The sequence below is a fragment of the Oerskovia sp. PE-21s genome (genome assembly GCF_056158145.1).
On the sequence record NZ_JBUXJM010000004.1, the window covers coordinates 1 to 25420 of the forward strand.

Here is a 25420-nt window from a genome sequence, read left to right on the forward strand (position 1 = left end):
GCCTGGTGGGCACGAGGTAGAACGTGGTGTGCCGAGGTAGTACGCACCGCGTCCTACCTCGCGCAGCACGTTCTACCCCGGCGGTGTCCGGCGGTGTCCGGTGGTGCCCGGTGGTGCCCGGTGTGGCCTCAGTGCCCCGACGCGTCCGGCGGGCCCAGGACCTCCAGCCGTCGGCTCTGGGGCCGCGACCTGCGCCCCTCGGGGACAGGGATGAGGGCCCGCACGACGAACCAGTCGGACTCGGTGCGCACCGTGAGCGACCCGCCGTACCCCTCGACGACCTGGCGCATGTTGCGCAGGCCGTACCCGTGGTTGAGCGTGTCGCGCTTGGTGGTCCGGGGGATGCCGTCGTCGAAGTCGAGGTCGCCCACGTGGTAGTTCTCGAAGCGGACCATGACGAGCGAGCTCTGCGTGTAGACCGCGACGCGCACGAGCCGGTTCTCTGGGTCCGGCAGGGCCGCGGTGCTCTCGATCGCGTTGTCGAGCGCGTTGCCGAAGAGCGCGCTCAGCCCCATGGCGTCCATGAACGACAGGGCTGCGCCGTCGACCACGCACGTCAGCGTGATCCCGAGCTCGGCGCACTGGGACGTCTTCGACGTCAGGATGGTGTCGAGCACGGGGTTGCCCGTCTCGACCTGGGCGCCGTAGCCCTGGATGCTCTCCTCGAGCTGATCGAGGTAGGACGCCTTGGCGGCGGGGTCGTTCTCCGTCCTGATCGCGGTGACGAAGTGCTTGAGGTCGTGATACTTGCGGTGGACGATGTCGATGTTCCGCTTGGACTGCAGGTACTGCTCGTGCTGCGAGCGCAGCATCCGGTTCATGGCCTCGACCTCGACCGCGCGCTGGAGCTCGAGGCGCTGTCCCTGCTGGGCGTAGAGAGCGACGTACCCGGCGAGGTCCACGAGCGTGCGGATGTAGAAGATCTCGGGACCGAACTGCGCGCTGAACGGCGTGTTGGAGCTCACGAAGCTCACGTTGCTCATGAGGAATGTGACGGCGGCGATCGAGGCCGCGCTGAGCAGGCCGCGCCGGTCGACCTCGAGCTGCTGGTCCGGCGGGAAGTGTCGTCTCTCGATGAAGTAGGCCGCGGTGAAGGCCGCGCCGTACACCAGGACCAGCAGCCCCGCCCGGACCGCCACGCCCGTGAACCCCTGGTCGACGGCATAGCTGTAGAGCTGCCAGTGGAGCGATGCGACGAGCTCGGCGAGCACGAAGGCGCGCGCCGTGAAGTACCCGGCCTCCCTCGTCGACACGTCGGCGCAGAGCATGACCACGCTGTACATCGCGGCGACAGCCATGGCCATGCCGAACGTCCACAGCGGGATCGGCAGCTCGCCAGCGAAGGACTGGACGGCCCACAGGAGGCCGAGCCCCAGCCCGAGCAGGAGGGCGAGGACGGGCGGCGTGAACCTCTTGCGCAGCAGCAGGATGTACACGAGGCACGCGGACCATTCCGCGAAGGCCGTGAATCCGCGGGGGATGTCGGTGGGGACCTCCGCGATGGCCGGCAGGACGTCCTGGATCACGCGACGCGTCCACCGACGTGGTCGGCGAGCGCGTCGAGGAAGGCGCGCTTGCGCGGTCGGCTGATCTGGAGCTCGTCGCCGCCGAGCATGACGCACGTGCTCTGGTCGACCGCCAGGACGTGGCGCATGTTCACCAGGTAGCAGCTGTTGCTGCGGAAGAAGCCCTTGTCGGCGAGGTCGGTCTCGAAGGCCTTGAGGGTGCCCGTGAACGCGTAGGTCCGGTCGACCGCGTGGACGACGACCCGGTGCTTGATGCTCTCGATGTAGACGACGTCGAGGAGGTCCACCCGGGCGAGGGCGCCGTTCACGGTCAGCATGAGCGAGTCCGTCCCGCTGCGTCGCACTCGGTCGATGCTCCGGCGCAGCTCCTGGGAGAACGCGAACCAGGGGACGGGCTTGAGGAGGTAGCTCAGCGCGTCGACCTCGTACCCGTGGATCGCGTACTGCGCCATGTTGGTCACGAACACGATGACGACCCGGGAGTCGAGCGTGCGGATCTGCCGGGCCGTGTCCAGGCCGTCGAGGTCGTCCATCTGGACGTCGAGGAAGAGGATGTCGAAGTCGGGTCGGTAGCCCGTGACGAGCTCGCGCCCGTCCGTGAAGGTGCGGACGTCGAACGTCACCCGGTTCTCGACCTGGAAGCGGTCGAGGTGACCGAGCACGACGTCTCTGCTGGCGGACTCGTCGTCGACTACGCCGATGCGGATCATGCTGGCGGACCTCTTTCACCTCGACCCCGGACGCCGCCCGGGTGCTCCCCCAAGATACCAAGCAAAGCCGGGCCGAGATCGGCGCGAAACGGGGGTTTCGGGCACCTCGTCGACGCGGGCTCCGGACCGGAGGACCAAGGTCACACCCGGTCGGCCACCAACGTCCTGCTCGGCTGCGGCAGCGGCTTGACCCAGCCCGCGAGCACGATGCTCAGGACGGTGGCGACCGTGATGGTGAGCAGCGCGTGCCGCCCGCCGATCGAGTCCGCGAGCAGGCCCAGGAGCGGCGGTGCCGTGAGCTGGCCGAACGAGATGAACGACGTCACGACCGAGACGCGCCCCGGGGCCCGCAGCGGGTCGTCCGACGCGGCAGCGATCGCGATCGGGTTGGCGAGCGCGGCCCCGCAGCCCCACAGCACGATGCCGAACCAGGCGAGGGGCAGCCCGGGCGCGAGGCCGAACAGGAGCAGCCCGACGAGGGCGGAGATCCCGGAGGCCCGCAGGATCGTGACGCGGCCGAACCGGTCGATGAGCCCCGTCCCGGCGAAGCGGAAGACCGTCATGGCGGCGACGAACGTGCCGTAGGCCATGGCCCCGACGGCCTCGCGCACCGCGAAGCCGTCGACCATCGAGATCGAGAGCCAGTTGCCGGCCGACCCCTCGGACAGGGACGCGGCGAGCAGGACGAGCCCGATGAGCAGGGTGCGCGGCTCGCGCCACGCGGACAGGGCGTTGCGCAGCCCGGCACCACGACGCCTGGTCGGGCGCGGGGTCGCCTCGTCCGTGACGCCGTGCGCCGCGGCGGGTTCCGCCGCGGATCCGGCCGGAGCGTCGGCCACCTCGGCGGCCACCTCGGCGGCCACCTCGTCCGTCGCGTCGCTCGTCCCGCGGGTCGACGGCGCTGCGACGGCCGAGCGCTCGTCCGCGCGCGTCGCGGCCTGGCGCTCGGGGGCGAACACGGTCGCCGGTCCGATGAGGAAGGCGCGGGCGATCGCGACGAGGGTCGTGATGATCACGAGCTGGACCGCGATGTGGATCTGCGCCGCGGAGAACGCGGCCCCGACGAGCGCGCCCGCGCCCGCGCCGATCGAGAAGGCCGCGTGGAAGTGGGGGAGGATCGCGCGGCCGACGCGCTGCTCGACCATGGCCCCGTTGAGGTTGATCGGCACGTTCATCAGGGCGCCGCTGATGCCGTTGGTGAACGCGCCGACCGCGAAGACGCCGACGCTCCCGGTCGCCGTGCCCCACGCGACGAGCAGCAGCGCGACGAGGTTGACGACGGTGGCCGCGACGAGGGTCCGGCGGCTCCCGAACCGGGCGACGACCGCACCCGTGGACATGACGGCGAACAGCGCACCGACCGCGCCGACGATGAGGATCAGGCCGAGCTGTGCCGAGGAGACCCCGAGCGCCTCGCGGATCGAGGGCAGCCGCGTCATCCAGCTCGTGCCGACGATGCCGAAGAGCGCGAAGAGCGCCATCAACGACCAGCGGGCGCGATCGACTGCAAGGTTTCCTGACATTCAGCGAACTCTATGCCGCGTGCGGCCGCGTTCTCACGGTGTTTCTGTGGGCGGGACGGGCCGGTCCGGCAGCGGTGCCTCGCCCGGCCCGTCCTGCGCGCGGGTCAGAGCAGCACCGTGCCGTCGATGCAGGTCACGGCGTCGCCGCCGACCCACACGGTGTCGACGTCTTGGCCGTCGTCACCGGAGCCCGCCTCGCGGCTCACGTGGACGCGCCCGGCCCGCCCGAGCGCAGTGCCCTGGCTCGCGACGTACTCGGCGGGCAGCAGGCCGTCGGGCTGGAGCCACTGCGCGACGACCGCGTTGAGGCTGCCCGTCACGGGGTCCTCGGGGATGCCCATGTCGAGCGCGTAGCCGCGCACCTCGACCGCGGCGCCGTCGGGGCCGTCGTAGCGCCCGTCCCCGAGGGCGGTGTACGGCCCGACGACGCCGATCGCCAGGTCACCCAGCCCCGTGAAGTCGGGGTCGAGGGCCAGGACCTTCTCGGCCGAGCCGAGCAGGAGCACGCGCCAGCCCGGCCCGTTGTCGAGGAACCGGTGGTCGACGACGTCGCGAGCCTCGAGCCCAAGCGCGCGCGTGATCGCGGTGAGGGTCGAGAGGTCGACGGGCTCGTCCGTGAGGAGGTCGGGAGCGGCGAAGGCGAGCCGACCGCCCGGGGAGGCTCCGCCGTCGGGCAGGTCGGTCAGGTCCGTCGAGGGGGAGCGGCGCAGGGGGACCAGGCCGATCCCGCACTCCTGGACCACGACGCCCGGCTCGCGCGGCGTGCCGCCCGCGGCGAGCCACGCGTGGCACGAGCCGAGCGTGGGGTGCCCGGCGAACGGCAGCTCGCCCGCGGGCGTGAAGATGCGCAGGCGGTAGTCGGCCCCCGCGGCCGCGCCCTCGGGGGAGGGCGGGAGGAGGAAAGTGGTCTCGGACAGGTTGGTCCAGCGGGCGAAGGCGGCCATCTGAGCGTCCTCCAGCCCGACGGCGTCGCGCACCACCGCGACCGGGTTGCCCCGGTAGGGGGTCGTCGTGAAGACGTCGACCTGTGAGAACGGGCGGAGGCGCGGCGGGGTGGTCACGCGTCCGACGCTACTGCCGTGCGCGCCCCTGCGCAGCGCACCGTGGGTCCGCCGCGGGTCGGTGCGCCCGGGGTCAGGCGCGCGGTGGCTGGATCAGGTCCCACGGCGTGCCGTACAGGTCCTCGAAGACCGCGACCGTCCCGTACGGCTCGTGGCGCGGCTCCTCCCGGAACGTCACCCCGTGCGCGAGCATGCGGGCGTGCTGGGCCGCGAAGTCGTCGGTCCGCAGGAAGAAGGCGACCTCGTCGCCCGTCGGCCGGCCCACGCGGGCGCGCGCGTCGTCGGACGTCGCGAGGGCCAGGACGAGCCCCGGGGCCTCGCCCGCGCCGGGGCTCACGACCACGCGCCGCCACCCACCCTCGAACGTCTCGTCCTGACGCAGCGTGAAGCCGAGCGCATCGGTGAAGAACTCGATGGCGTCGTCCAGGTCGTGCACGAGGTAGGTCGCGTTCTCGAGGCTCAGCATGACCTGGAGCGTAGCGGTGCCGGACGGCCCGGCACCGCTACGCAAGCGCGCCCGATCCGTGGGAGAGGTGGATCAGACCTCGCGCAGGACCTCGCGCGCGAACTTCGCGGACCGCTCGCGCAGACCCTCGATGCGGCGCTCGACCAGGCCCGCGGGGTCCTGGCCGGCCTCGACGACGGTCGGCTTGCGGCGGACGTTCTTCGAGCACTCGAACGTGGTGCAGATCAGGGTGCCGATCGTGTCGCCGTTGCGCCCGGCCGCACCGGCCCGGCGCACGACGTACAGGGACACGTCGTCGGTCGCGATGACGTCCTCGCACCACGCGCACACCGCGCGGCGACGCGACGCCGTGCCCTCGGGGGCGCGCAGCGCGAGGCCCACCAGGGTGTCGTCGACGGGCAGGACCACGTAGGCGCGCAGCGGCGCCTTGCGGTCGACCCAGCCCAGGTAGTCGAGACGGTCCCAGCGGAGGTCCGCGAGGTCGGACGGGAGGGTGAGCTGGGACGACTCGCGGCGTGAGGCGTTCACGAAGGACGCGCGGATCTGCTTCTCGGTCAGGGGGTTCATGGTTCTACGGCTCTCGTGCAGGAGGGGCCGTCTCGCCCGCGGTGCCCGGGCCGACAGGTCGGGCGGGAGCGGTGGACGGCAGGGTCGGGGTCCGCCGGCGGTCTCGAGGACTCACCGGCGAGGGCCCGCCGAGGTACGCCGATCGTCCCGGGGAACCGCGAAGGTTCGCCGGCGGGTGGCGCCGTAGGGCGTCAGGCGTGCTGGGCGGGCGTCCGGCCCGCGCCCGAGCAGGCCAGGACGGCCGCCCCGCTTCCTCGCTGCATGAGAGATGCGCTCCAAGATCGGTGGCCGGGGCTCGTCCCGCGGCTCAGCTCTCCGTCGATGGTACGCCCGGGCACCTGTTCCGCTCACGAGAATTCTGGGGAGGTGCTGCGGAGGCGGGTCGCCGCCCATGCACGTGACGACGACCCGCCCGCTGCGCACGGTCTATCGCTTGCGGACCTTCGCGGTGGTCTCGGCTGCCTTCTCGCGCTTCTGTGCGCGCTTGTCCTTCAGGGAAAGCGACGGCTGCTTCTTGTCGTTCTTGGCCATGTGGCTCACCTCCTTCCAGCCTGCAGGTGAACCGGCCACCATAGCCAAGACCCACAGGAAGTCCAGTCCGGCGTCGGGACGCGCCGAGGAACCGCGACCGGAGGTGACGAGAAGGGGTGGTGGACGCAGAGCTAGGCGTCCGCGAGGGCCACGCGTGCGCGGTCGAGCATGGTCAGCTGCTCCGCGTCCAGCCGGAGCGCCGCTGCAGCCAGGCACTCGTCGAGCTGCTCGATCCTGCTGACGCCCAGCACGGGGACCACCGGCTGTTCCCGCTCGAGCATCCACGCCAGCACCACCTGCACCGCCGACACCCCGTGCTCGGACGCCACCTGGTCCACCGCGCGCAGCCGTGCCTCGGAGTCGGCGCTCCGATAGGCGGCCGGCATCCGGTCCCGGCGGGCGTAGGCCCCGGACAGCAGGGGCGAGTAGCCCAGCGCGGTGCAGCCCGGCCGGTCTCCGAGATAGCCCAACAGCTCGGGGTCGGCGACCTGCTGCACCCCGAAGTCGGTGCCGGGAGCCGGCCGCAGGTAGGTGAAGCGCTGCTGCACCGCCGAGTAGCCCGGCACCCCGAGGTCGCCGGCGATCCGGTGCGCCGCGCTCAGGGTCTGCAGGTCGTGGTTGCTGCAGCCCAGTGCACCGACCCGACCCTCGTCCACCAGCTCGGCCAGGGCGGCGACCGTCTCGTCGAGAGGGGTCACGGGATCCATCACGTGCGCGTACAGGAGGTCAACCCGCTCCGCGCCGAGCCTGCGCAGGCTGCCCTCGATCGCGGTCCGGATCGCCGGGCGCGACAGCCCCTCCATGTCCGCGGGGAACCCGCCGTGGCGTGCAGGATCGCTGCGCGCACCGATCTTGGTCGCCACCACCATCTCGTCGCGAGCCCCGGGCCGGTCCCGGAACCACTCGGCCAGGAACGACTCGCTCTCGTCGCCCGTGGCCCCCTCCTCCCACTGGACGTAGTTGTTCGCCGTGTCCAGGTGCCGACCGCCGGCCTCCCTGAACCGGTCCAGCAGCGCGTACGAGGTCGCACGGTCCACCAGGGAGCCGAAAGGCAGTGCTCCGAGCACGAACGGGGCAGGGCTGTGCGGGTCGAACATCGCGTCACTTCCTCAGGAAAGGAGACATCGTCGGTGGGGGCCGCGCCGCACACCCTACTGGTCGGGCGGCGGCCAGGATCCTCCCACGGACGGGGCGCGCTTCCGGGCGCTCGCGGGCGAGTCCCGGCGTAGCGTGACGGCATGACGGACGGCCCCGCGGGCGGCGCGACCCCCGCTCACCTCCTGCGTCACGCGTGGACCGACCTGTGGCGCACGGTCCGGCGGGCGGACCTCGCGGTCGTCTACTGCTCCGTGGTGCTGCTCGTCGCCGTCGTCCTGTGGTTCCTGCCCGAGGGCACGCGGGACCAGGTCTACGAGGACACGAGCACCAACCTCGCGAACCTGCGCGACCGCCCGATCTCGGTGCTGCTCGCGAGCGCCTTCGTCATCTCCTCGCCGAGCGAGGTGCTCCTGGTGCTCCAGCTCCTCGTGGTCCTGGCCTACGCGCAGCGCTTTGTCGGGCGCCTCGCGTCGCTCGCGGTCGGGTTCATGGGTCACGTCGGCGCGACCGTGTTCACGGCCATGGTCCTGACGACCGGGATCTTCCACGGCTTCGTGAACCCGAGCGTGGCGACCGTCGACGACGTCGGGGTCAGCTACGTCATGGCGACCGTCATGGGGTTCCTGACCGTCGTCGTGCCCAGACGCTGGCGCTGGTGGTGGGTCGCGTTCGTCGTCGTCTACTGGGTGGGGCCGGGCTTCGTCGCACGGAACTTCACCGCGGTCGGGCACACGACCGCGCTCGTCGTCGGGCTCACGGTCGCGTTCGTCGCGGGCCGGACCCGGCAGGCGGCGGGCTGGTCCGGGGACGTCCCGGGACGGCGGTGACCGGGCTGCTCGACCGGTCGTGAGACCGGGGCGCGCACCCTGCACGGGTGTGGCCCGGGACGTCCCCGAGAGGGATCAGGCCCTGTGCCTGGCGGACGGTGCTCCGGGCGTGAGCCCGGCGACGAGGTTGAACGCCCCGGTGAGGACGTTGAGCGCGACGACGCCGACGACGTCGGCGATCTCGCGGTCGCTGAAGCCGTGGCGCCGGAGGCCGTCGACCTGCTCGTCGGTGATCGACGTCGGCTCGCGGTACACCTGGACACCGAAGGCGACGATCGAGGCCAGTGCGGGGTCGGCGGACCACCCGTCGTGGGCCAGCGCGATCTCGTCCTCGCCGGCCCCGAGGGCACGAGCAGCCCCGACGTGCGACGCGAGGCACAGGGCGCAGCCCTGCTGCGCCTGCACGGCGATCGAGACGAGCTCGCTGGTCCTGCGGTCGAGCTTGGCACGCCTCATGGCGCGGCTGAGCTGCAGGTATCCCCCGAGCACGGCGGGGGAGTGCGCCATCGTCGAGACCATGTCGCCCACGCTGCCGTGGCGGTCCACGAGCTCGGCGAGCAGGTCCTTCGAGGCGCCCACGGCGGTCTCCGGGGTCAGGCGGGAAAGTCGGGGCACAGCGTTCTCCTTGACGTAGGAACGGGGGCGGAGCCGGGCCGGGTCCGTCGGGCACTCCTGCCCGGCGGACCCGGCCCCGTCGCCGAGGAGCGCTCAGCCGGCGTCCGACGCGGCCCGGCCGTCCGACGGGACCCGGCTGCTGCGGCGAGCCAGCGCTACCGCGTCCGAGGGGATGACCAGCGTCGGGCGGGTGGCGTGGTGCAGGACGCTGGCCGAGGTGCTGCCGAGCAGGGTCGCCCTGAGGCCGCGCCGGCCGCGGGAGCCGAGCACGATCAGGTCGACGTCGAGCTCCTCGGCGGCCTCGACGATGGCCTCGGCAGCCGTGGCCATCGTCGAGGACACGTGGGGCTCGGCGACCAGCCCGAGGTCTCGGGCGACCTGTGCGCCGTCGGAGGCGATCCGCTCCGACACGTCGAGGGCTGCGGCGTCGAGACCTTGGAGCTGCTCGAGCGCCGGGTGGCCCTCGAGATGGGCCGCGAAGCCCTCCATGGGCTGGCGGGCGTAGAGCAGCACCGCGGTGGCGCCGGGGAAGAGCCCGGCGACGGTCTGCATCGCGCTGTGCGCGTTGGGCGACCCGTCGTAGGCGATGAGCAGGCGGGGGGTGGGCATGGTGTTCCCTTCGGGTGGTGGTGAGGGGGCTGGTCGGACCGGGTTGCGTGCGGCTAGCGGCCGATCGACGCGTCCGTCGCGGCGGCGGGGACCCGGGGCCTCGACATCGCGACGGCGGTCACGATCGCTCCGACCAGGGCGAGGATCCCCGCCCCGACGAACGCGGCCGAGTAGCCCTGCGTGAGCTCGACCCGCGAGGGGCCGGTGCCGGACACGACGTAGACGATGGCCGTGAGCGCCGCGAGCCCGAGCGCGGACCCGATCTGGTAGCTCGTGCTCACGAGCCCCGACGCGACGCCCGTCTCGGCCGCCGGTGCGGCGTTGATGGCCGTGCCGAGCGAGGGGACGAACGCGAGGGACATGCCGAGCGCGGCCAGGAGCGAGGCGGGCAGGACGTCGACGGCGTAGCTGCCGTCAGGGCGGACGAACGAGAGCCAGACGAGCCCGGCCGCGAGCAGCAGGAGGCCCGACACGATGAGGGACTTCGCACCGAACCTCTCCTGGAGCCGGGGAGCCAGGGCGAGCATGACGAGGACGACGAGCCCGGTCATCGGCAGGAGCGCGGCGCCGGCGGCGAAGGCGCTCGCCCCGAGGACCTGCTGCAGGTACAGGTTCAGGAAGAACCACATCGAGACCCACGCGGCACCGAGCAGGAGCTGGGCACCGTTCGCGGCGCCGAGCAGCGGCGCGCGCAGCAGACCGAAGCGGAGCAGAGGGTTGCGGCTGCGTGCCTGGATGACGAAGAAGATCACGAGCAGGACGACGCCGGCGGCCAGGGCGCCGAGGGTGGGCAGCGTGAGCCAACCGACCTCCGGGGCGTTGACGACCGCGTAGACGACGGCCGCGAGCCCGGCCGTCACGGTGAGTGCACCCGCGACGTCGATCGACCCCGACGCCTTCTTCTCGGTGCGCGGGAGCGTCGACGAGGTGAATGCGAGCACGAGGAGCGCGATCGGGACGGTGACGTAGAAGACCCAGGGCCAGCTCGCGTACTCGGTGAGGACTCCGCCGAGGAAGACTCCCGCGCTGCCTCCGACGGGTGCGGCCGCGCCGTAGACCGCGAAGGCCTTCGGCAGGTCGCGCGTGCCGCCGAAGAGCATCATCAGCAGGGTCAGTGCGGCGGGCGCGATCATCGCCGATCCGGCCCCTTGGATCGCACGGCCGGCGATCTCGAGCCCGATGGTGCTCGCGGCTCCCGCGAGGACCGACCCGACGATCAGCACGAGCCAGCCGAGCACGAAGATCTTGCGTGCGCCGAAGACGTCGGCGAGGCGTCCTCCCAGCAGGAGCAGGCCGCCGAAGGCGACCACGTAGGCGTTGAACACCCAGGACAGGGACTCGGGCGTGAAGCCGAGGTCGCGCTGGATGTCGGGCAGGGCGACGCCGATGATCGACGTGTCCATGATGACGACGAACTGCGCCGTGGCGATGAGCGCGAGGCCGAGCCACCGCTTCGCCGGCGACCGTGGTGGATGGGTAGACATGAGATCTCCTCCTGAGGGACGGCCGGCAGGCCCGGCGTCGGCAAAAGGTATACCCATGGGGGGTATGGGTGTCAACACTCCCCGAAGTCGTTGGCGCGCCGTGGGGCGCGCTGCGGACTAGTACCCCGTAGGGGTATTTGCCGTCACGCCCGGCCGACGCTCCGCGCGCTTCGCCCGACCCCTCGTCCCGACCGGGGACCCTTGCTTGCGTGATACCCCCTCGGGGTATATGTTCGAGAGAGAGATACCCGGTAGGGGTATCGGATCTCACGAGAGGAAGGCTCCGCCATGGCCACGAACGAGTACCAGGTGACGGGCATGACGTGCGGGCACTGCGAGCTGTCGATCCGCGAGGAGGTCGGACAGGTCGCCGGGGTCGAGGACATCCAGGTCAGCGCGCAGACGGGACGGCTCGTGGTGACGGGCCCCGTCGACGACGCGCAGGTCCTGGCCGCCGTCGAGGAGGCCGGCTACTCGGCGGTGCGGTCCGCATGAGGACGGGCGCACGACTGACCCTCTACGGCCTCGGGCTCGTGGTGGCCTTCGGGGGCGCGTACGGCGTCGCCGGGGCCGTCGTGCCCGAGAGCGCCGTCGTCGGCTGGACCGAAGGGAGCGAGATGAACGAGCACGGGGAAGAGCACGGTGCGGCGAGCACCGGAGCGGCGGGCGGTGCCGCGAGCGGGGTGAAGGGTCTCGCGCTCGACGTCGACGGATACGCGCTGTCGACCGTCGACGCGCCCGCCGGGGTCGGTGATCCCGGGGAGCTGAGCTTCCAGGTCCAGGACCACGCAGGCACCCCGGTGACGGAGTACACGACCGCGCACGAGAAGGACCTGCACCTGATCGTCGTCCGGACGGACGGCAGCCAGTTCCGGCACGTCCACCCCGTTCTGGACGAGGCATCGGGCACCTGGTCGACGCCGTGGGAGTGGGCGGCGGCTGGCAGCTATCGCGTCTTCGCCGACTTCACGCCGACGGGCGCGGACGAGTCCGCCCGCACGGTGACCCGCACGGTCCAGGTGGCCGGGGACCTCGTGCCCGTCGAGCAGCAGCCGACCCGGACCGCCCAGGTCGACGGCTACACCGTGACCGTCGACGGCGAGCTGGTGGCAGGCACCTCGAGCGACCTCACCTTCACGGTCACCCGCGACGGCGAGCCCGTCACGGTCCTGGAGCCGTACCTGGGAGCGTTCGGCCACCTCGTCGCCCTGCGAGACGGCGACCTCGCCTACCTGCACGTCCACGCCGAGGGCGCGGACCCGGAGGCCGGGCAGACGACCGGGCCGGACATCGCCTTCGCCGCCGAGGCCCCGACCGCGGGCCGCTACCTGCTGTACCTGGACTTCCAGGTCGACGGCCAGGTCCACACCGCCGAGCTCGTGCTCGACGCCGCTCCTGGCGCCGACCCCACGGACCCCGAGGGCGGATCGCACCCGGAGGGGCGCTGACCGAGAGGTCGGGCCCTTTCCCACCAGCCGAGAGAAGGAACTGCACATGAGCACATCAGCGCCCCCGGGCGTGATCACAGGCGTCGAGCTGGAGATCGGCGGCATGACCTGCGCCTCCTGCGCCATGCGGATCGAGAAGAAGCTGAACAAGCTCGACGGCGTGGTCGCGACCGTGAACTACGCGACCGAGAAGGCCAAGGTGACGGTCCCGGACGGGTACGACCCGGCGCTGCTGATCGCCGAGGTCGAGAAGACCGGGTACACCGCCGCGCTGCCCGTGCCCCGGGGCGCGAAGAAGGACGGTGCGTCCTCCGGCGGGGGAGAGGGCGAGGACCCCGAGCTGACCTCGCTGCGCAACCGGCTGGTCGGCGCGATCGTGCTGACCGTGCCGGTCATCGCGATGGCCATGGTCCCGGCGTGGCAGTTCACCTACTGGCAGTGGGCCTCGCTCGCGCTGGCCGCTCCCGTGATCGTGTGGGCGGCGTGGCCGTTCCACAAGGCGGCGTGGGCGAACCTCAAGCACGGCACCGCGACGATGGACACGCTCATCTCGATGGGCACGTCCGCGGCGTTCCTGTGGTCGTTGTACGCGCTGTTCCTCGGTACGGCGGGCACCCCGGGCATGACGCACCCGTTCGAGCTCGCGCTGGCGCCCTCCGACGGCGCGGCGAACATCTACCTCGAGGTGGGTGCCGGGGTCACGATGTTCATCCTTGCCGGCCGGTACTTCGAGAAGCGCTCCAAGAAGCAGGCCGGTGCGGCGCTGCGCGCGCTGCTCGAGCTCGGCGCGAAGGAGGTCTCTGTCCTGCGCGGAGCCGTCGAGACGAAGATCCCCGTCGAGGACCTGCAGGTCGGTGACGAGTTCGTCGTCCGCCCGGGCGAGAAGATCGCCACCGACGGCGTGGTGGTCACGGGCACGTCCGCCGTCGACGAGTCCATGCTCACGGGGGAGTCCGTGCCGGTCGAGGTCTCCGCGGGAGACACCGTCACCGGCGCCACGACGAACGCGGGCGGGCGGCTCGTGGTCCGTGCGACCCGGATCGGGTCGGACACGCAGCTCGCGCAGATGGCGAAGCTCGTCGAGGACGCCCAGACCGGCAAGGCCGAGGTCCAGCGCCTGGCCGACAGGATCTCGGGCGTGTTCGTGCCGATCGTGATCGTGATCGCGGCCGCCGCCCTCGGGGGCTGGCTGGGTGCAGGGTTCCCCGTGAGCGCGGCCTTCACCGCGGCGGTCGCGGTCCTCGTGATCGCCTGCCCCTGCGCGCTCGGGCTGGCTACCCCGACGGCGCTCCTGGTCGGCACCGGCCGCGGCGCGCAGATGGGCGTGCTCATCAAGGGCCCGGAGGTGCTCGAGTCCACCCGCAAGATCGACACCGTCGTGCTGGACAAGACCGGCACGGTCACGACCGGCAAGATGACGCTGGTCGACGTGGTCGTCGAGCCCGGCACGGACCGCACCGAGCTGCTCCGCCTGGCAGGCGCGCTCGAGGACGCCTCCGAGCACCCGATCGCGCAGGCGATCGCCAAGGGTGCGACGCAGGAGGTCGGCACGCTGCTCACGCCCGAGGACTTCGCGAACATCGAGGGCAAGGGCGTGCAGGGCGTCGTCGACGGCCACGCCGTCCTGGTGGGCCGCGAGTCGTTGCTCGCCGAGTGGTCCCAGGAGCTGAGCCCGGCGCTCGCGGCCACCAAGGCGCGCGCCGAGCGCGAGGGCAAGACGGTCGTCGCCGTGGGCTGGGACGGTCGGGCGCGAGGCGTCCTCGTCGTGGCCGACACGGTCAAGCCGACGAGCGCCGAGGCGATCGCCCAGCTCAAGGCGATCGGCCTGACCCCTGTGCTCCTCACCGGTGACAACGAGGCCGTGGCCCGGCAGATTGCCGCGGAGGTGGGCATCGACGAGGTCATCGCCGAGGTCCTCCCCCAGGACAAGGTCGACGTCGTCACCCGTCTGCAGGGCGAGGGAAAGGTCGTCGCGATGATCGGCGACGGCGTCAACGACGCCCCGGCCCTCGCCCAGGCGGACCTCGGTCTCGCCATGGGCACCGGTGCCGACGTCGCGATCGAGGCGTCCGACATCACCCTGGTGCGCGGTGACCTGCGCAGCGCGGTGGACGCCATCCGTCTGTCCCGCAAGACGCTCGGAACGATCAAGACCAACCTGTTCTGGGCCTTCGCCTACAACGTCGCGGCCATCCCCGTCGCGGCGCTCGGCATGCTCAACCCCATGCTCGCAGGGGCCGCGATGGCGCTGTCGAGCGTCTTCGTCGTGGGCAACAGCCTGCGCCTGCGCGGGTTCCGGAGCGTCGCCAGGTCGTGACCTCCCCGAACCCACACCACCACCCACAGGAAGCACGAAGGGAACCACTCACGATGGCGAACGAATCTCAGGCCGGCTGTTGCAGCACCGGTGCGTCCACCCCCGCGGGAGCGGGCGACGGCACCGAGAACCTGCTCGGGGCCGCGAGCGACGACATGACCACCTGCCCTGTCATGGTCGGCAGCCCCGTCAGCAAGAAGGCGGCCGAGGCGACCGGCCTGTACCGGGACCACGAGGGCGAGCGGTACTACTTCTGCTGCGCCGGATGCGGTCCGGCCTTCGACTCGGACCCCGCGAAGTACGCCGCGAACATGGCGTAGCGACGTGGACACGGGGTCCGCGGCCCGCCCTCAGGCGCCGCGGACCCCGCTCGTCGCGCTCGCCACCGGACCCTCGCACCTCGCCGCTCGTCCGACGACGCACGCCCCCGCAGGCGTGGAGCCCTCACCCGAACCTGGAGAACGCACCCCATGACCGCACCCCACGCCGTGATCCTCGGGGCAGGCTCGGCCGGTACGGCCGCTGCCCGAACCCTCGCCGGTCAGGGCGACGTCCGGACGACCGTCGTCGGACGGACCGACGAGATCCCGTACTCGCGGATGCTCGTCAAGAACGTCGCCTACGGCCAGGCCGCCCCCGAGCTGATCCGGTTGCCCACACCGCACGGCGAGCTCGTCACCGACACCGCCGAGCGTGTCGACCCCGCGACCCACGAGGTCCACCTGGCCTCGGGGACCACGATCACCTACGACGTGCTCCTCGTCGCGACCGGGAGCCGGCCGCGAGGCCTCGACCCCGACGTCGCGGGCGTGGAGCGCGCCGTCCGGGAGCGGCGCCTGCTCACCCTGCACTCGCTCGACGACGCCGTTCGTGTCCGGGAGGCGATCGCGGCGCACGGGGAGCCCGCGCGCGTCGCGATCTACGGCGGCGGGCTGAGCGCGTCCGAGACCGCCTCGACGCTCTGGTCGCAGGGGCACCGGGTCAGCCTCGTCGCCCGCAGCCGGGTCCCTGGGGTGGCCGCCTTCGGGCGGCAGGTCGCCGAGCGCGTCGCCGCCGACCACGCGTCCCGGGTGACCACGTACTTCGGTCGCACCGTTCGTCGCGTCCTCACGACGGCGAGGTCGACGGTCGTGACCCTCGACGACGGGACCGACCTCGAGGTCGACCTCCTCGTGGTCGCGCTCGGCACGACCCCCGTCGCACCCTCCCCGTGGCGTGACGGGGTCGCGGTCGACGACCGGCTTCGTGCGTCCGGTCCCGGGGCCGTGTACGCGGCCGGCGGTGTCGCCGTGCATCACGACGACCACCTCGGGACGTGGCGCATCGACCACTGGGAGGACAGCGCCGCGCAGGGGGTGCACGCCGTGCGGACCGCGCTGCACGACCTCGACCGTGGCGAGGACCCGGGACCGTACCGGCCCCGCAGCACGTACCTGGCCATGATCCACGGGCGGATGATCTCGGGGGTCGGCTACACGGGGCGTCCGGGGACGCCCGTCGCGCAGAGCGACGAGCTCGTGGTCCTGCACGACCAGGACGGCACGGTCGTCGGGGTCAGCGGAATCGAAGCCGTGGGCGAGATCTACGGGTGGGGCAGCCGCCTCCACGAGGCGCGCGCCTAGATGCAGTCCTTCACCACCGGGGCACGGCGCCGGGGCTCTCGTCTGGCGATCGTCGCGACGTTCCTGCTCATGGTCGCGGCGAGCGCGCCCTCTCCCTTCTACCCGGAGCTGACCGACCGGCTCGGGCTCGTCCCGGTCGCGACGACGTCGGTCTTCGCCGTCTACGCGTTCACGATGCTCGGTGCGCTGCTCGTCGCAGGTGGTGTCTCCGACGTGGTGGGACGCCGTCCCGTCGTCACCGCGGGCTCCCTGGTGCTCGTCGCCAGCCTCGTGCTGTTCCGGGAGGCGGACAGCCTGGCCGCGCTCCTCCTGGCCAGGTCGCTCCAGGGTGCCGCGGCCGGTCTGCTGCTCCCGGCGTTGTCCGCCATGGTGGTCGACCTCGTCTCTCCGCGGCGTCCGGGGGCAGCGGCGCTGTGGAACACGGTCGCGCCCATGACCGGGCTGGGGACGGGGGCGCTCGCGGGGGCGCTCGCGCTCGACCACGCGAGCGAGCCCGCCGACGTCGTGTTCGGCGCGCTCGCCGTGAGCTTCCTCGGTGTCGCCGTCCTCGTCTGGTCGACCCCGGACGTCGTGCGAGTCCCCGCCGGGCGAGCGCGGCGGGCCGTCCCACGGCTCGCCGTGCCCCCGCACGTGCGTCGGCGGCTGGCGGTGGCGACCCCCGCGATCATCGCGAGCTGGGCGACGAACGGGCTCTTCCTCGCGCTCGGGTCGTCGGTCGTCGCGAGCGAGCTCGGTGCGACGACGCACGTCCGGCAGAGCATCAGCATCTGCGTGTTCGCGCTCTCGGGGATCGTGGCGTCCGTCGTGCTCCGGCGACGGTCGGCCCGGGTCGTCAGCGTCTTCGGCACGTCGGCCCTCGGTGCGGGCACCGCGCTCAGCGCGTCGGCGCTCGCCGTGCATTCCTTTCCGGTCTACGTCGTCGGCGCCGTCATTCTCGGTGCGGGATTCGGCACGGCATTCATGGGAGTTCTGCGGACATTGATGCCCCGGGTCGCGCCGAGCGAGAGGGCGGCGGTCATGGCCGTCATGTACACCATCTCCTATCTTGCCTTCGGGGTGCCGTCGATCATTGCCGGGCTTCTTGTCCCGCTCGTCTCGCTCGCGGGGGCGATGACCGTGCTCGGCACCGCGATCGTCGGGTTGTGCCTGGTCGCGACAGTGGCGCGCCTGCGCGTCCGGGACGACCGGGACGACCGGGACGACGGCCGGATTCGGCTTCTCGGTCGGAGGCGCAGAAATGCGCCGGTCGTGCGCCCTGAGGAAAAGAGGTGATTGATGCCGGCTGATATTCTGTCAATGGCCCGAGCGTTGGTCGCCACCGATCTCGACATCCTCGCACCGCCGGAACGTAAGGAATGCACGATGGAAAACTCTCACGAGCCCTCGACGCAGCATCACGGGTACATGAGCGACAAGGAGAACTACCTCAAGCGCATGGGCCGTATCGAGGGCCAGGCCCGCGGAATCTCCAAGATGATCGACGACGAGAAGTACTGCATCGACATCCTGACGCAGATCAGCGCCCTCACGAGCGCCCTGGAGGTCGTCGCGCTGGCGCTGCTCGACGACCACCTCAAGCACTGCGTCGTCGACGCGGCCAAGATGGGCGAGGACGCCGGGGCGCTCAAGATCAAGGAAGCGAGCGACGCGATCGCCCGGCTGGTCCGCTCCTGACCGGTTCCCGACCTCCTGGCCACGCTCCGGCGTCGGGCGGGCCTGCGCTGCGGGGCGGCGCAACGAGGCGTCCGGAACGACGAAAGGCCCGCCTCCTCGTGACGAGGAGGCGGGCCTCCGCCCTGGTCACCGCGGCCGGACGGGGCGCGACGGGCGCGCGGTGACGGCCTGGGTGAGCTGTGCGATCAGGCGGTGCGACCGTTGCGGCCGCGGACCGCGCCGTAGATGCCCAGCACGATGACGGAGCCCACGATCGCGAGCAGCCACGTCTGGATCGAGAAGAACTCCTCGAGGGGAGCCGAGAACAGGACGCTCCCGAGCCAGCCACCGAGCAGCGCGCCGAGGATCCCGAGGAGGATCGTCATGAGGATCGACCCGGTCTGCTTGCCCGGGAGGATGGCGCGAGCGATGAGTCCGGCGAGCAGTCCCAGAACGATGAATGCGAGGAAACCCATGTCATTCTCCTTTTGTCCCGTATGTGCCTTATTGGCCGGTGAGCCCCTACCTTGACACCGGCTCCGGCCGCTCGCACGCCGAAAGGCCCCGAACGTCGGACACGTCACTTTTCGCGGCCCTCCGCTTGCGAGAGCCACCGCGCGGTGGCATCGCGCGCTCACGCGCCCGGCCGTACCGTGGAGGAATGGCTGAGGACCGAGGGATCCGGCAGTACATCGGCGACCTGGTGGCGGAGGAGCGCAGGCTGCGTGCCGAGCTCGCCGACGGGGAGATCACGGCGTCGGAGGAGCACACGCGCCTGCGCGCGATCGAGACCGAGCTCGACCAGTGCTGGGACCTGCTGCGCCAGCGCGATGCGGCCCGCGAGTTCGGCAGCGATCCGGATGCCGCGTCGATCCGGGATGCCGGTACGGTGGAGCACTACCTGGACTGACGGCCTGACGCCTCGCGTGTGTGCCGTCGTCGGGCAGACCTCTCCCGCGGCCCGCGGGAACCACGCGTGACCCCACGACACGACCAGTACGGAGCGAAGAGCATGAGCAGCCAGACGACGCAGCGCAACGAGGCCACCGAGCGAGCCGGGGCCGTCGCCCGCTTCCTCGTGGCGATGGTCCTGTTCGTGGGCGGGATGGTCGCCTTCGGGTGGGCCTTCACGGTCGAGTCGAACCACGCGCTGATCTTCTCCGCCGGTCTCCTCATGGTCACCCTCGGCTGCTTCATCCCGATGGCGGGCCGCGACCGCTGACGCCGCCCGGCCGCACGGCCGGCGCACGACGAGAGGGGCCCCGCACCGCACGGTGCGGGGCCCCTCTCGTCGTCGGTGGCTTGCGGTCGTCAGGCGATGCGGGGGAGCTGTGCGAGCGCCGCCACGACCTCGATCGCGTCGGCCTTGCCGAGCAGGACCTTCTGCGCCATGAACGCCTTCGTGGCCACGCTCTCCTCGGGCAGGCTCGAGCCCGCGAAGACCTCCATGAGGGCGCGCGCGTCGGCCTCGGGCAGGCGGAAGCTCACGACCTGCGTGAGGTTGCGCAGGATCGCGGTGCGGTCGCTCTCCGAGAACCCGAAGCGCAGCGTGAGGGAGCCCTGCTCGATCCGCGTGTACGCGTACGTGACGTCCGCGAAGGGGCGCGCCGGACCGTCGCCGATGCGCAGCGTCCGGGCCGCGAGGTCGACCGCGACGGGCTTGGCCTCGCGCACCCAGTAGACGAGGAACGGCAGGATGATCGCGAGCACCGCGACGAGCGCGATGACGAGGAACAGCACGAAGCTCTCCTCGTCGCCGAACCGCAGGAACGCGATGACCGTGAGCAGCACCGCGGCCAGGAACGGGGAGACGGCGGCGGTCAGGCGCATCTTCTTGCGCCCGTCCACCCAGAGCGACAGGTCGGTCGTGGTCGGAGCGGGTGCTGCGGCGTGCATGGTTCCCCCATCGGGACGGTTGTCTCGCCCCATGGTGGAGCGACGACGTGCGCGCCGATGCTACTGGTAGATCTTCGTCGGGGGAACGGGGAGAACTACCCCGGGGGGCGGCGGACCTGAGCCCACCGCCCCCGGGGTGTCTCGCGCATCAGCCGAGCTGGGCGCGCACCGCGTTCGTCGCGGCGACGAGGTTCTCGAGCGAGGCCACGGTCTCCTCGTAGCGACGCGTCTTGAGGCCGCAGTCAGGGTTGACCCACACCAGGCGCGAGTCGATCGACTTCACCGCGAGCTCGAGCAGGTCGGTGACCTCCTCGGTCGACGGGACGCGCGGCGAGTGGATGTCGTACACGCCCGGGCCGATCCCGCGCCCGTAGCCGGCCTCGGCGAGCTCGGGCACGATCTCCATGCGCGAGCGCGCGGCCTCGACCGAGGTCACATCGGCGTCGAGGCCGTCGATCGCGCCGATCACCTCGCCGAACTCCGAGTAGCACAGGTGCGTGTGGATCTGCGTCTCGGCCTCGACGCCCGCGGTCGCGAGGCGGAACGAGCTCACCGACCAGTCGAGGTACGCGGCCTGGTCGGCCTTGCGCAGCGGCAGGAGCTCGCGCAGCGCGGGCTCGTCGACCTGGATGATCCCGATCCCGGCCGCCTCGAGGTCCGCGATCTCGTCGCGCAGGGCCAGGCCCACCTGGTTCGCGGTGTCGCCGAGCGGCTGGTCGTCGCGCACGAACGACCACGCGAGGATCGTGACCGGACCGGTCAGCATGCCCTTGACCGGCTTCTCGGTGAGCGAGGCCGTGAACGTCGACCAGTCGACCGTGATCGGCGCCGGACGCGTGACGTCGCCCCACAGGACCGGCGGGCGCACGCAGCGCGACCCGTAGGACTGGACCCAGCCGTTCGCCGTGACCGCGAACCCGTCGAGGTTCTCGGCGAAGTACTGGACCATGTCGTTGCGCTCGGGCTCGCCGTGCACCAGGACGTCCAGGCCGATCTGCTCCTGGAGCTCGACGACGCGGCGGATCTCGTCCTGCATCGCGGTCGTGTAGTCCGCGTCGGACAGCTCGCCCTTGACGTTGAGCGCGCGCGCCCGGCGGATCTCCGGGGTCTGCGGGAACGACCCGATGGTCGTCGTCGGCAGCAGGGGGAGGTTCAGCTTGGCCTGCTGGGCGGCCGCGCGCTCGGCGTAGTCGCCGCGCGAGAAGTCGCCCTCGGTCAGGGCTGCGGCGCGCTCGCGCACCGCAGGCACGACGACGCCGCTCGCCACCGCGCGCGAGGCCACCGCGGCGCGGGCCGTCTCGATCTGCTCGGCGACCGCGTCACGACCCTCGGTCAGCGCTCGGGCGAGGATCGCGACCTCGCCGACCTTCTGGTCCGCGAACGCGAGCCAGTCACGCAGGCGGGCGTCGATCGAGCCGTTCGTCCAGTTCTCGTCCTCGACGTCGTGCGGGACGTGCAGGAGCGAGGTCGACGTGCCGACCGTGACGGCGCCGGCGCCCAGGCCGGACAGGTCGTCGACGAGCGCGAGCTTCGCCGCGAGGTCGGCGCGCCAGATGTTGTGGCCGTCGATCACGCCCGCGACGACGGTCTTGTCCGCGAGGCCCGCGACGGGGCCCGCCGGGACCGCTCCCTTGACGAGGTCGAGCGAGATCGCCTCGACGTCGGTCGCGGCCAGGAGCGCGAGGCCGTCGTGCTCACCCTGGAGCCCGCCGAACGGCGCGCCCACGAGGATCGCGGGGCGCTCGGTGCCCACCGCGAGCTCGGTCGCGAGCACGCGGTACGCCTCGGAGACCGCGGCGTGGACCTCGGCGGCCGGAACGTCGATCGAGTCGGACACGAGCGCCGGCTCGTCGAGCTGCACCCACGGTGCACCGGCCGCGGCCAGGGCGCGCAGCAGCTCGACGTACACGGGCAGGACGTCCGCGAGGCGCGAGAGCGGGCTGAAGCCGGGCGCGCTGTCGTCGGCGGCCTTGGACAGCGCGAGGAACGTCACGGGCCCGACGACGACGGGCCGGGTCACGACGCCCGCGTCCTTGGCCTCGACGAACTGGCGCACGACGCGGTCGTCCGCGAAGCGGAATGGCGTGGACTCGCTGACCTCGGGGACCAGGTAGTGGTAGTTCGTGTCGAACCACTTGGTCATCTCGAGCGGGGCGTCCTCGCCGGCGCCGCGCGCGACCGTGAAGTAGCCCGCGAGGTCCAGCGCGCCCTTCTCGTCGGTGAGCGACGCGAAGCGCGACGGGACCGCCCCGAGGAGAGCGACGACGTCGAGCACCTGGTCGTAGTAGGAGAACGAGCCGGGCACGGCGCCCGACGAGGCGTCGAGGCCCAGGTCGACGAGACGCTGGGCGGCCGCGACGCGCAGCGCCGAGGCCGTGGCCTCGAGCTCGTCGGCCGTTGTCCTGCCGGCCCAGAAGGACTCGACGGCCTTCTTGAGCTCGCGGCGCGGGCCGATGCGGGGGTAGCCGAGGACGGAACCGGAGGGGAACGTGGGTGCACTCATGGTGAATACCTCTGAACTGGTCAGACCGAGGAGCTGCCCAGGGCAGGCTCGGCGGAGGGAAGGGGAGTGCCGGAGACCCACGGCCCGCTGGCCAGGTCGGGGGTGCGGGACGAGACGCCGCTGGCGTCCCCCGCTGCCCCACCGCCGAGGTCGACTCCCTCGAGCAGGTCTAGAGCGGCTTGGTGCTTGTTGAAGGTGTAGATGTGGAGGCCGGGCGCGCCGGCCGCGAGGACCTGGCGCGCGAGCTCGACCGAGTGCCGGATGCCCAGCGCGTGGCGCGCGTCCGGGTCCGGCTCCGCCTCGAGGGCCTCGACGACGCGGCGCGGCGCGGGGACGCCCGTGAGCTCCTCGACACGCGCGAGGCGGGCCGGGTCCGTCATGGGCAGGAGGCCCGCGAGGATGGGGATGGTCACGCCCGCGGCGCGCGCCTCGGCCACGAAGTCGATGTAGGACGACGCCTCGTAGAAGAGCTGCGTGATCGCGAAGTCCGCTCCGGCCTGCTGCTTCTGCCAGAGGCGGCGCACCTCCTGGGTGCGGCTCGTGCCCGCGGCGAGGTTGCCGTCGGGGAACGTCGCGACCGCGATGGTCAGGGGGCGGGCCGCGCCGCGCAGCGCGACGCTCGGGCTCGCGGCGCAGCGTGCGGCCTCGACCTCGCGCAGCAGGGCCACGAGCTCGGTGCTCGACCGCACGCCGTCCTCGGCGGGGCGCCAGTCGGGCTGGTCGCGCGGAGGGTCCCCGCGCAGGGCGAGGAAGCTGCGCACGCCCGCGTCGAGGAAGTCCGTGATGACGTCCTCGACGTCCTCGCGCGAGGCGCCCACGCAGGTCAGGTGCGCGATGGGCAGCACGGGCGTGCCGTGCAGGAGCTGGCTGATGACGCGGCGCGAGGTCTCGCGGTCCGTGCCGGCCGCGCCGTAGGTGACCGACACGAAGTCGGGTGAGGTCGCGACGAGGCGGCGGGCCGTCTCCCAGAACTTGGGCGCGGCGTCGGGGCGGCGCGGGGGCATGAGCTCGAACGACACCGTGGGCCGCGGTGCCTCGTGCCCGAAGTGCCCCAGGTCGACGATGCTCATCGGGCGGCCGTCAGGAGGGTCGTGCTGGTGGTGGCCAGGGCGGCCGGACGGCTGGCGCGGGGGACCCCGGTGCGGTGCAGGGGTGCGCGGAAAGATGCCTCGGTCATGAATCGCTCCATCGAACCTGGCTGTAGCACCCGTACCCGCGAGAGGCTTCCGTTGGGGGGTTGCTGCGGTGTCAACGAGCCAGGACTCTCGACCGCTCTGGATGGTGTTGACGATCGTAGGGGGAATCCATGATCTGAGCCAATATCTGCTCGAAGCGTGAGACGGAGGGGTCCGGAGTGGTTCCTCGGCCCCGCTCCGGCGTCCGTCCACGCGGTCGCAGATCCCTTCGTCGGTCCCTGCGGTCGCCCTTCCAACGTACGCCTGTCGGCGCCCTCCCGGACCGCCGGGCGATCCTCCCCGACGTCGCCGCTATGCTCCGGGCGTGCCTCGCCGACGCAGCCAGCAGCAGGTCTCGTTCGTGCTCGACGACTCGTCCGAGGGTGTCGACCCGGGCTCGGGCGTCCCGGAGCCTGCTCGTCGGGAGCGGACGCGACGCCCCCTCACCCGTACGGCACGACGGCGTCGCGCCGCCCGTCTGGTCGGCCTCGCCGTCGGTCTCGGAACGCTCGGGGTGGCGGCCGCGGTCGTCGTGACGCGCGACGGGGCGGCCCAGGACGACGCGCTCGAGACGCTCCGCTCGTCCGAGGACAGGATCTTCGACCTCACCTACGCGCCGCGTGCCGAGTGGAGCGTCGACCGCGACGGGGGCCAGCCGCTCACCGTGGGGGACCTGCTGGTGGTCCCGGGGCGCTCCGGGACCGTCGGGTACGACCTCGGGTCGGGCGACGAGCGCTGGCGGCTGGACGACCTGACCCGGCAGGTCTGCGCCGCCGACCAGGTGCGCGCCGAGGGAACGGCGGAGGTGTCGGCCTTCGTGTGCCTGGGCCAGGGGGAGGAGGCCACCGCGGCCCGACTCGTGAGCGTCGACGGTGCGGTGGTGGCCGAGGTAGAGATGGACCCACGCTGGGGCGAGGCGGTCGCCGGTCCCGGCGGGACGGTGCTCCAGGCCGCCAGAGACGAGACGGGGGTCGTGGTCCGGTCCGTCGACGTCCGGACGGGCACGGTGGCGTGGGAGCGACGGCTGACCGTGAGGGAGGACGCGCAGGACCCCCTGTGCGCGACGGAAGGTGATGCCGTCCGTGCGGTCTACCGGTCGGGGACGGTGGCGGTCCACGGATGTGGCGTCCTGTCCTACCTGACGCCTGGGGGGCAGGTCGTCGACGAAACGTCGGCGATGGTGCAGGTCATCGCCCTGGGCAACGGGTCCTACCTCCGCTCGTCGGGGACGGCCGTCGCGGGACCTGTCGAAGCCGTCTCGGCCGACAGCACGGTGCTCTGGACGAACGAGGGGCTCGTGCTCGGGGAAGGTGCCCGCGACCTCCTGGCGCCTCACCTCGTCCTGCTCGACCAGGGGGAGGCGCTCCTCGCCGTCCACAGGGACGGCACGACCGCCTGGACCGCACCGGTCGCCGCGCGTCAGGTGCTCGTCCGCGGCGCGGACGTCGTGATGGTGCAGACGGTCGACCGGGAGACGGTCGCCCTGGACGCCACGACGGGTGAGGAACGGTGGCGGCGGGCGGCCGACCCCGCGTCCGGTGCGGTGTCGTACCGCGTGACCGGCACGTTCACCGACGGTTTCTCCGCGCTCCTCGTCGTCCCCACCGCGCCCGGCACGAGCTCGGTCACCGCCCTCGACCTGGCGACGGGCGACGTGCGATGGACCCAGGAGCACACCGGGGACCCGTACGAGCTGGCCGCTGGGGGAGGTCGGCTGCTGAGGATCGACGAAGCCCAGGTCACGGCTTTCGGCTGACGGCGTCAACAAGGCTCCGGTGCTCAGGTGCCG

25 protein-coding genes and 1 riboswitch are annotated in these 25420 nt (G+C 72.1%); of the genes, 11 read left to right on the forward strand and 14 right to left on the reverse strand.

From position 1 onward, the window contains the following. Positions 1–128: 128 nt before the first annotated feature. The 7 genes from ACZDYF_RS08605 to ACZDYF_RS08635 all read right to left on the reverse strand — a co-directional run bounded on the left by ACZDYF_RS08605 (position 129) and on the right by ACZDYF_RS08635 (position 7481). On the reverse strand, positions 129–1526 hold the full coding sequence (locus ACZDYF_RS08605; protein ID WP_475055534.1) for a sensor histidine kinase: 1398 nt from the start codon (positions 1524–1526) through the stop codon (positions 129–131). Then, a complete protein-coding gene (locus ACZDYF_RS08610) occupies positions 1523–2236 on the reverse strand; it encodes a LytR/AlgR family response regulator transcription factor (RefSeq protein WP_191790753.1) in 714 nt (237 codons plus the stop codon). Before ACZDYF_RS08610 ends, ACZDYF_RS08605 begins: the two co-directional genes overlap by 4 nt. Positions 2237–2376: 140 nt before the next feature. Beyond that, the gene (locus tag ACZDYF_RS08615; RefSeq protein ID WP_475055538.1) at positions 2377–3759 is read right to left on the reverse strand and encodes an MFS transporter; all 1383 of its coding nucleotides are present in this window, start codon (positions 3757–3759) and stop codon (positions 2377–2379) included. A 104-nt stretch (positions 3760–3863) separates the two neighbouring features. Further along, the gene (locus ACZDYF_RS08620; protein ID WP_191790755.1) at positions 3864–4820 is read right to left on the reverse strand and encodes a PhzF family phenazine biosynthesis protein; all 957 of its coding nucleotides are present in this window, start codon (positions 4818–4820) and stop codon (positions 3864–3866) included. 73 nt (positions 4821–4893) lie between these two features. Continuing rightward, on the reverse strand, positions 4894–5286 hold the full coding sequence (locus tag ACZDYF_RS08625; RefSeq protein WP_475055540.1) for a VOC family protein: 393 nt from the start codon (positions 5284–5286) through the stop codon (positions 4894–4896). Between the two features lie 72 nt (positions 5287–5358). Next, positions 5359–5853 carry an FBP domain-containing protein gene (locus ACZDYF_RS08630; protein ID WP_191790757.1) on the reverse strand — a complete coding sequence of 165 codons (495 nt, stop codon included), beginning with the start codon at positions 5851–5853 and terminating at the stop codon, positions 5359–5361. 662 nt (positions 5854–6515) lie between these two features. Next, the gene (locus tag ACZDYF_RS08635; protein WP_475055543.1) at positions 6516–7481 is read right to left on the reverse strand and encodes an aldo/keto reductase; all 966 of its coding nucleotides are present in this window, start codon (positions 7479–7481) and stop codon (positions 6516–6518) included. Between the two features lie 141 nt (positions 7482–7622). Here ACZDYF_RS08635 and ACZDYF_RS08640 point away from each other — a divergent pair, with 141 nt between their 5' ends. Further along, positions 7623–8309, forward strand: a complete 687-nt coding sequence (locus ACZDYF_RS08640; RefSeq protein ID WP_191790759.1) for a rhomboid-like protein — start codon at positions 7623–7625, stop codon at positions 8307–8309. Between the two features lie 75 nt (positions 8310–8384). Here ACZDYF_RS08640 and ACZDYF_RS08645 read toward each other — a convergent pair whose 3' ends face one another. From ACZDYF_RS08645 to ACZDYF_RS08655, 3 genes are all read right to left on the reverse strand, one after another. Next, entirely contained in the window at positions 8385–8924 is a 540-nt protein-coding gene (locus tag ACZDYF_RS08645; RefSeq protein ID WP_475055546.1) for a carboxymuconolactone decarboxylase family protein, read from the reverse strand. 93 nt (positions 8925–9017) lie between these two features. Beyond that, on the reverse strand, positions 9018–9533 hold the full coding sequence (locus tag ACZDYF_RS08650) for a universal stress protein (protein ID WP_364078436.1): 516 nt from the start codon (positions 9531–9533) through the stop codon (positions 9018–9020). 53 nt (positions 9534–9586) lie between these two features. Beyond that, entirely contained in the window at positions 9587–11017 is a 1431-nt protein-coding gene (locus ACZDYF_RS08655) for an MFS transporter (protein WP_475055549.1), read from the reverse strand. 288 nt (positions 11018–11305) lie between these two features. Between ACZDYF_RS08655 and ACZDYF_RS08660 the strand changes: the two genes are divergently transcribed. The 7 genes from ACZDYF_RS08660 (at position 11306) to ACZDYF_RS08690 (ending at position 18078) form a co-directional block, all read left to right on the forward strand. Further along, complete coding sequence (locus ACZDYF_RS08660; protein WP_030153329.1) at positions 11306–11512, forward strand: heavy-metal-associated domain-containing protein; 207 nt, start codon at positions 11306–11308, stop codon at positions 11510–11512. After that, a complete protein-coding gene (locus tag ACZDYF_RS08665) occupies positions 11509–12465 on the forward strand; it encodes a heavy-metal-associated domain-containing protein (RefSeq protein ID WP_475055553.1) in 957 nt (318 codons plus the stop codon). Before ACZDYF_RS08660 ends, ACZDYF_RS08665 begins: the two co-directional genes overlap by 4 nt. 46 nt (positions 12466–12511) lie before the next feature. Next, complete coding sequence (locus ACZDYF_RS08670) at positions 12512–14782, forward strand: heavy metal translocating P-type ATPase (protein WP_475055557.1); 2271 nt, start codon at positions 12512–12514, stop codon at positions 14780–14782. 53 nt (positions 14783–14835) lie between these two features. Beyond that, on the forward strand, positions 14836–15102 hold the full coding sequence (locus ACZDYF_RS08675) for a YHS domain-containing protein (protein ID WP_204806834.1): 267 nt from the start codon (positions 14836–14838) through the stop codon (positions 15100–15102). 150 nt (positions 15103–15252) lie between these two features. Next, entirely contained in the window at positions 15253–16404 is a 1152-nt protein-coding gene (locus ACZDYF_RS08680) for an FAD-dependent oxidoreductase (RefSeq protein WP_475055559.1), read from the forward strand. Then, a complete protein-coding gene (locus ACZDYF_RS08685) occupies positions 16405–17676 on the forward strand; it encodes an MFS transporter (RefSeq protein ID WP_475055562.1) in 1272 nt (423 codons plus the stop codon). A gap of 90 nt (positions 17677–17766) precedes the next feature. Next, positions 17767–18078, forward strand: coding sequence for a metal-sensitive transcriptional regulator (locus ACZDYF_RS08690; protein ID WP_275581428.1), 312 nt, complete (start codon positions 17767–17769; stop codon positions 18076–18078). Positions 18079–18263: 185 nt separating this feature from the next. On the opposite strand, the gene ACZDYF_RS08695 is transcribed toward ACZDYF_RS08690, so the two are convergent. After that, complete coding sequence (locus ACZDYF_RS08695; RefSeq protein ID WP_191792283.1) at positions 18264–18533, reverse strand: GlsB/YeaQ/YmgE family stress response membrane protein; 270 nt, start codon at positions 18531–18533, stop codon at positions 18264–18266. Positions 18534–18718: 185 nt separating this feature from the next. Between ACZDYF_RS08695 and ACZDYF_RS08700 the strand changes: the two genes are divergently transcribed. Both ACZDYF_RS08700 and ACZDYF_RS08705 read left to right on the forward strand, forming a co-directional pair. Continuing rightward, positions 18719–18967, forward strand: coding sequence for a DUF2630 family protein (locus tag ACZDYF_RS08700; RefSeq protein WP_191792284.1), 249 nt, complete (start codon positions 18719–18721; stop codon positions 18965–18967). A 102-nt stretch (positions 18968–19069) separates the two neighbouring features. After that, entirely contained in the window at positions 19070–19279 is a 210-nt protein-coding gene (locus tag ACZDYF_RS08705) for a hypothetical protein (RefSeq protein ID WP_191792285.1), read from the forward strand. Between the two features lie 89 nt (positions 19280–19368). Here ACZDYF_RS08705 and ACZDYF_RS08710 read toward each other — a convergent pair whose 3' ends face one another. The 3 genes from ACZDYF_RS08710 to ACZDYF_RS08720 form a co-directional block, all read right to left on the reverse strand. Next, positions 19369–19953 carry a hypothetical protein gene (locus ACZDYF_RS08710; protein WP_475055567.1) on the reverse strand — a complete coding sequence of 195 codons (585 nt, stop codon included), beginning with the start codon at positions 19951–19953 and terminating at the stop codon, positions 19369–19371. Between the two features lie 148 nt (positions 19954–20101). After that, complete coding sequence (gene metE, locus ACZDYF_RS08715) at positions 20102–22456, reverse strand: 5-methyltetrahydropteroyltriglutamate--homocysteine S-methyltransferase (RefSeq protein WP_475055570.1); 2355 nt, start codon at positions 22454–22456, stop codon at positions 20102–20104. Between the two features lie 20 nt (positions 22457–22476). After that, positions 22477–23526 carry a methylenetetrahydrofolate reductase gene (locus ACZDYF_RS08720; protein WP_191792288.1) on the reverse strand — a complete coding sequence of 350 codons (1050 nt, stop codon included), beginning with the start codon at positions 23524–23526 and terminating at the stop codon, positions 22477–22479. 112 nt (positions 23527–23638) lie between these two features. Then, positions 23639–23741, reverse strand: a riboswitch (SAM riboswitch). Between the two features lie 215 nt (positions 23742–23956). Between ACZDYF_RS08720 and ACZDYF_RS08725 the strand changes: the two genes are divergently transcribed. Next, positions 23957–25387 (forward strand): outer membrane protein assembly factor BamB family protein, encoded by a 1431-nt coding sequence (locus tag ACZDYF_RS08725; RefSeq protein WP_475055574.1) that lies wholly within the window; start codon positions 23957–23959, stop codon positions 25385–25387. Positions 25388–25420 lie beyond the last annotated feature (33 nt).

Bases quoted from the DNA above. Each gene is read 5' to 3' on its own strand.
- ACZDYF_RS08655 (WP_475055549.1), bottom strand. From the start codon at position 11,017: ATGTCTACCCATCCACCACGGTCGCCGGCGAAGCGGTGGCTCGGCCTC.
- ACZDYF_RS08700 (WP_191792284.1), top strand. From the start codon at position 18,719: ATGGCTGAGGACCGAGGGATCCGGCAGTACATCGGCGACCTGGTGGCG.
- ACZDYF_RS08630 (WP_191790757.1), bottom strand. From the start codon at position 5,853: ATGAACCCCCTGACCGAGAAGCAGATCCGCGCGTCCTTCGTGAACGCC.
- ACZDYF_RS08710 (WP_475055567.1), bottom strand. From the start codon at position 19,953: ATGCACGCCGCAGCACCCGCTCCGACCACGACCGACCTGTCGCTCTGG.
- ACZDYF_RS08660 (WP_030153329.1), top strand. From the start codon at position 11,306: ATGGCCACGAACGAGTACCAGGTGACGGGCATGACGTGCGGGCACTGC.
- metE (WP_475055570.1), bottom strand. From the start codon at position 22,456: ATGAGTGCACCCACGTTCCCCTCCGGTTCCGTCCTCGGCTACCCCCGC.
- ACZDYF_RS08685 (WP_475055562.1), top strand. From the start codon at position 16,405: ATGCAGTCCTTCACCACCGGGGCACGGCGCCGGGGCTCTCGTCTGGCG.
- ACZDYF_RS08665 (WP_475055553.1), top strand. From the start codon at position 11,509: ATGAGGACGGGCGCACGACTGACCCTCTACGGCCTCGGGCTCGTGGTG.
- ACZDYF_RS08625 (WP_475055540.1), bottom strand. From the start codon at position 5,286: ATGCTGAGCCTCGAGAACGCGACCTACCTCGTGCACGACCTGGACGAC.
- ACZDYF_RS08705 (WP_191792285.1), top strand. From the start codon at position 19,070: ATGAGCAGCCAGACGACGCAGCGCAACGAGGCCACCGAGCGAGCCGGG.
- ACZDYF_RS08680 (WP_475055559.1), top strand. From the start codon at position 15,253: ATGACCGCACCCCACGCCGTGATCCTCGGGGCAGGCTCGGCCGGTACG.
- ACZDYF_RS08670 (WP_475055557.1), top strand. From the start codon at position 12,512: ATGAGCACATCAGCGCCCCCGGGCGTGATCACAGGCGTCGAGCTGGAG.
- ACZDYF_RS08640 (WP_191790759.1), top strand. From the start codon at position 7,623: ATGACGGACGGCCCCGCGGGCGGCGCGACCCCCGCTCACCTCCTGCGT.
- ACZDYF_RS08635 (WP_475055543.1), bottom strand. From the start codon at position 7,481: ATGTTCGACCCGCACAGCCCTGCCCCGTTCGTGCTCGGAGCACTGCCT.
- ACZDYF_RS08675 (WP_204806834.1), top strand. From the start codon at position 14,836: ATGGCGAACGAATCTCAGGCCGGCTGTTGCAGCACCGGTGCGTCCACC.
- ACZDYF_RS08650 (WP_364078436.1), bottom strand. From the start codon at position 9,533: ATGCCCACCCCCCGCCTGCTCATCGCCTACGACGGGTCGCCCAACGCG.
- ACZDYF_RS08610 (WP_191790753.1), bottom strand. From the start codon at position 2,236: ATGATCCGCATCGGCGTAGTCGACGACGAGTCCGCCAGCAGAGACGTC.
- ACZDYF_RS08615 (WP_475055538.1), bottom strand. From the start codon at position 3,759: ATGTCAGGAAACCTTGCAGTCGATCGCGCCCGCTGGTCGTTGATGGCG.
- ACZDYF_RS08690 (WP_275581428.1), top strand. From the start codon at position 17,767: ATGGAAAACTCTCACGAGCCCTCGACGCAGCATCACGGGTACATGAGC.
- ACZDYF_RS08695 (WP_191792283.1), bottom strand. From the start codon at position 18,533: ATGGGTTTCCTCGCATTCATCGTTCTGGGACTGCTCGCCGGACTCATC.
- ACZDYF_RS08720 (WP_191792288.1), bottom strand. From the start codon at position 23,526: ATGAGCATCGTCGACCTGGGGCACTTCGGGCACGAGGCACCGCGGCCC.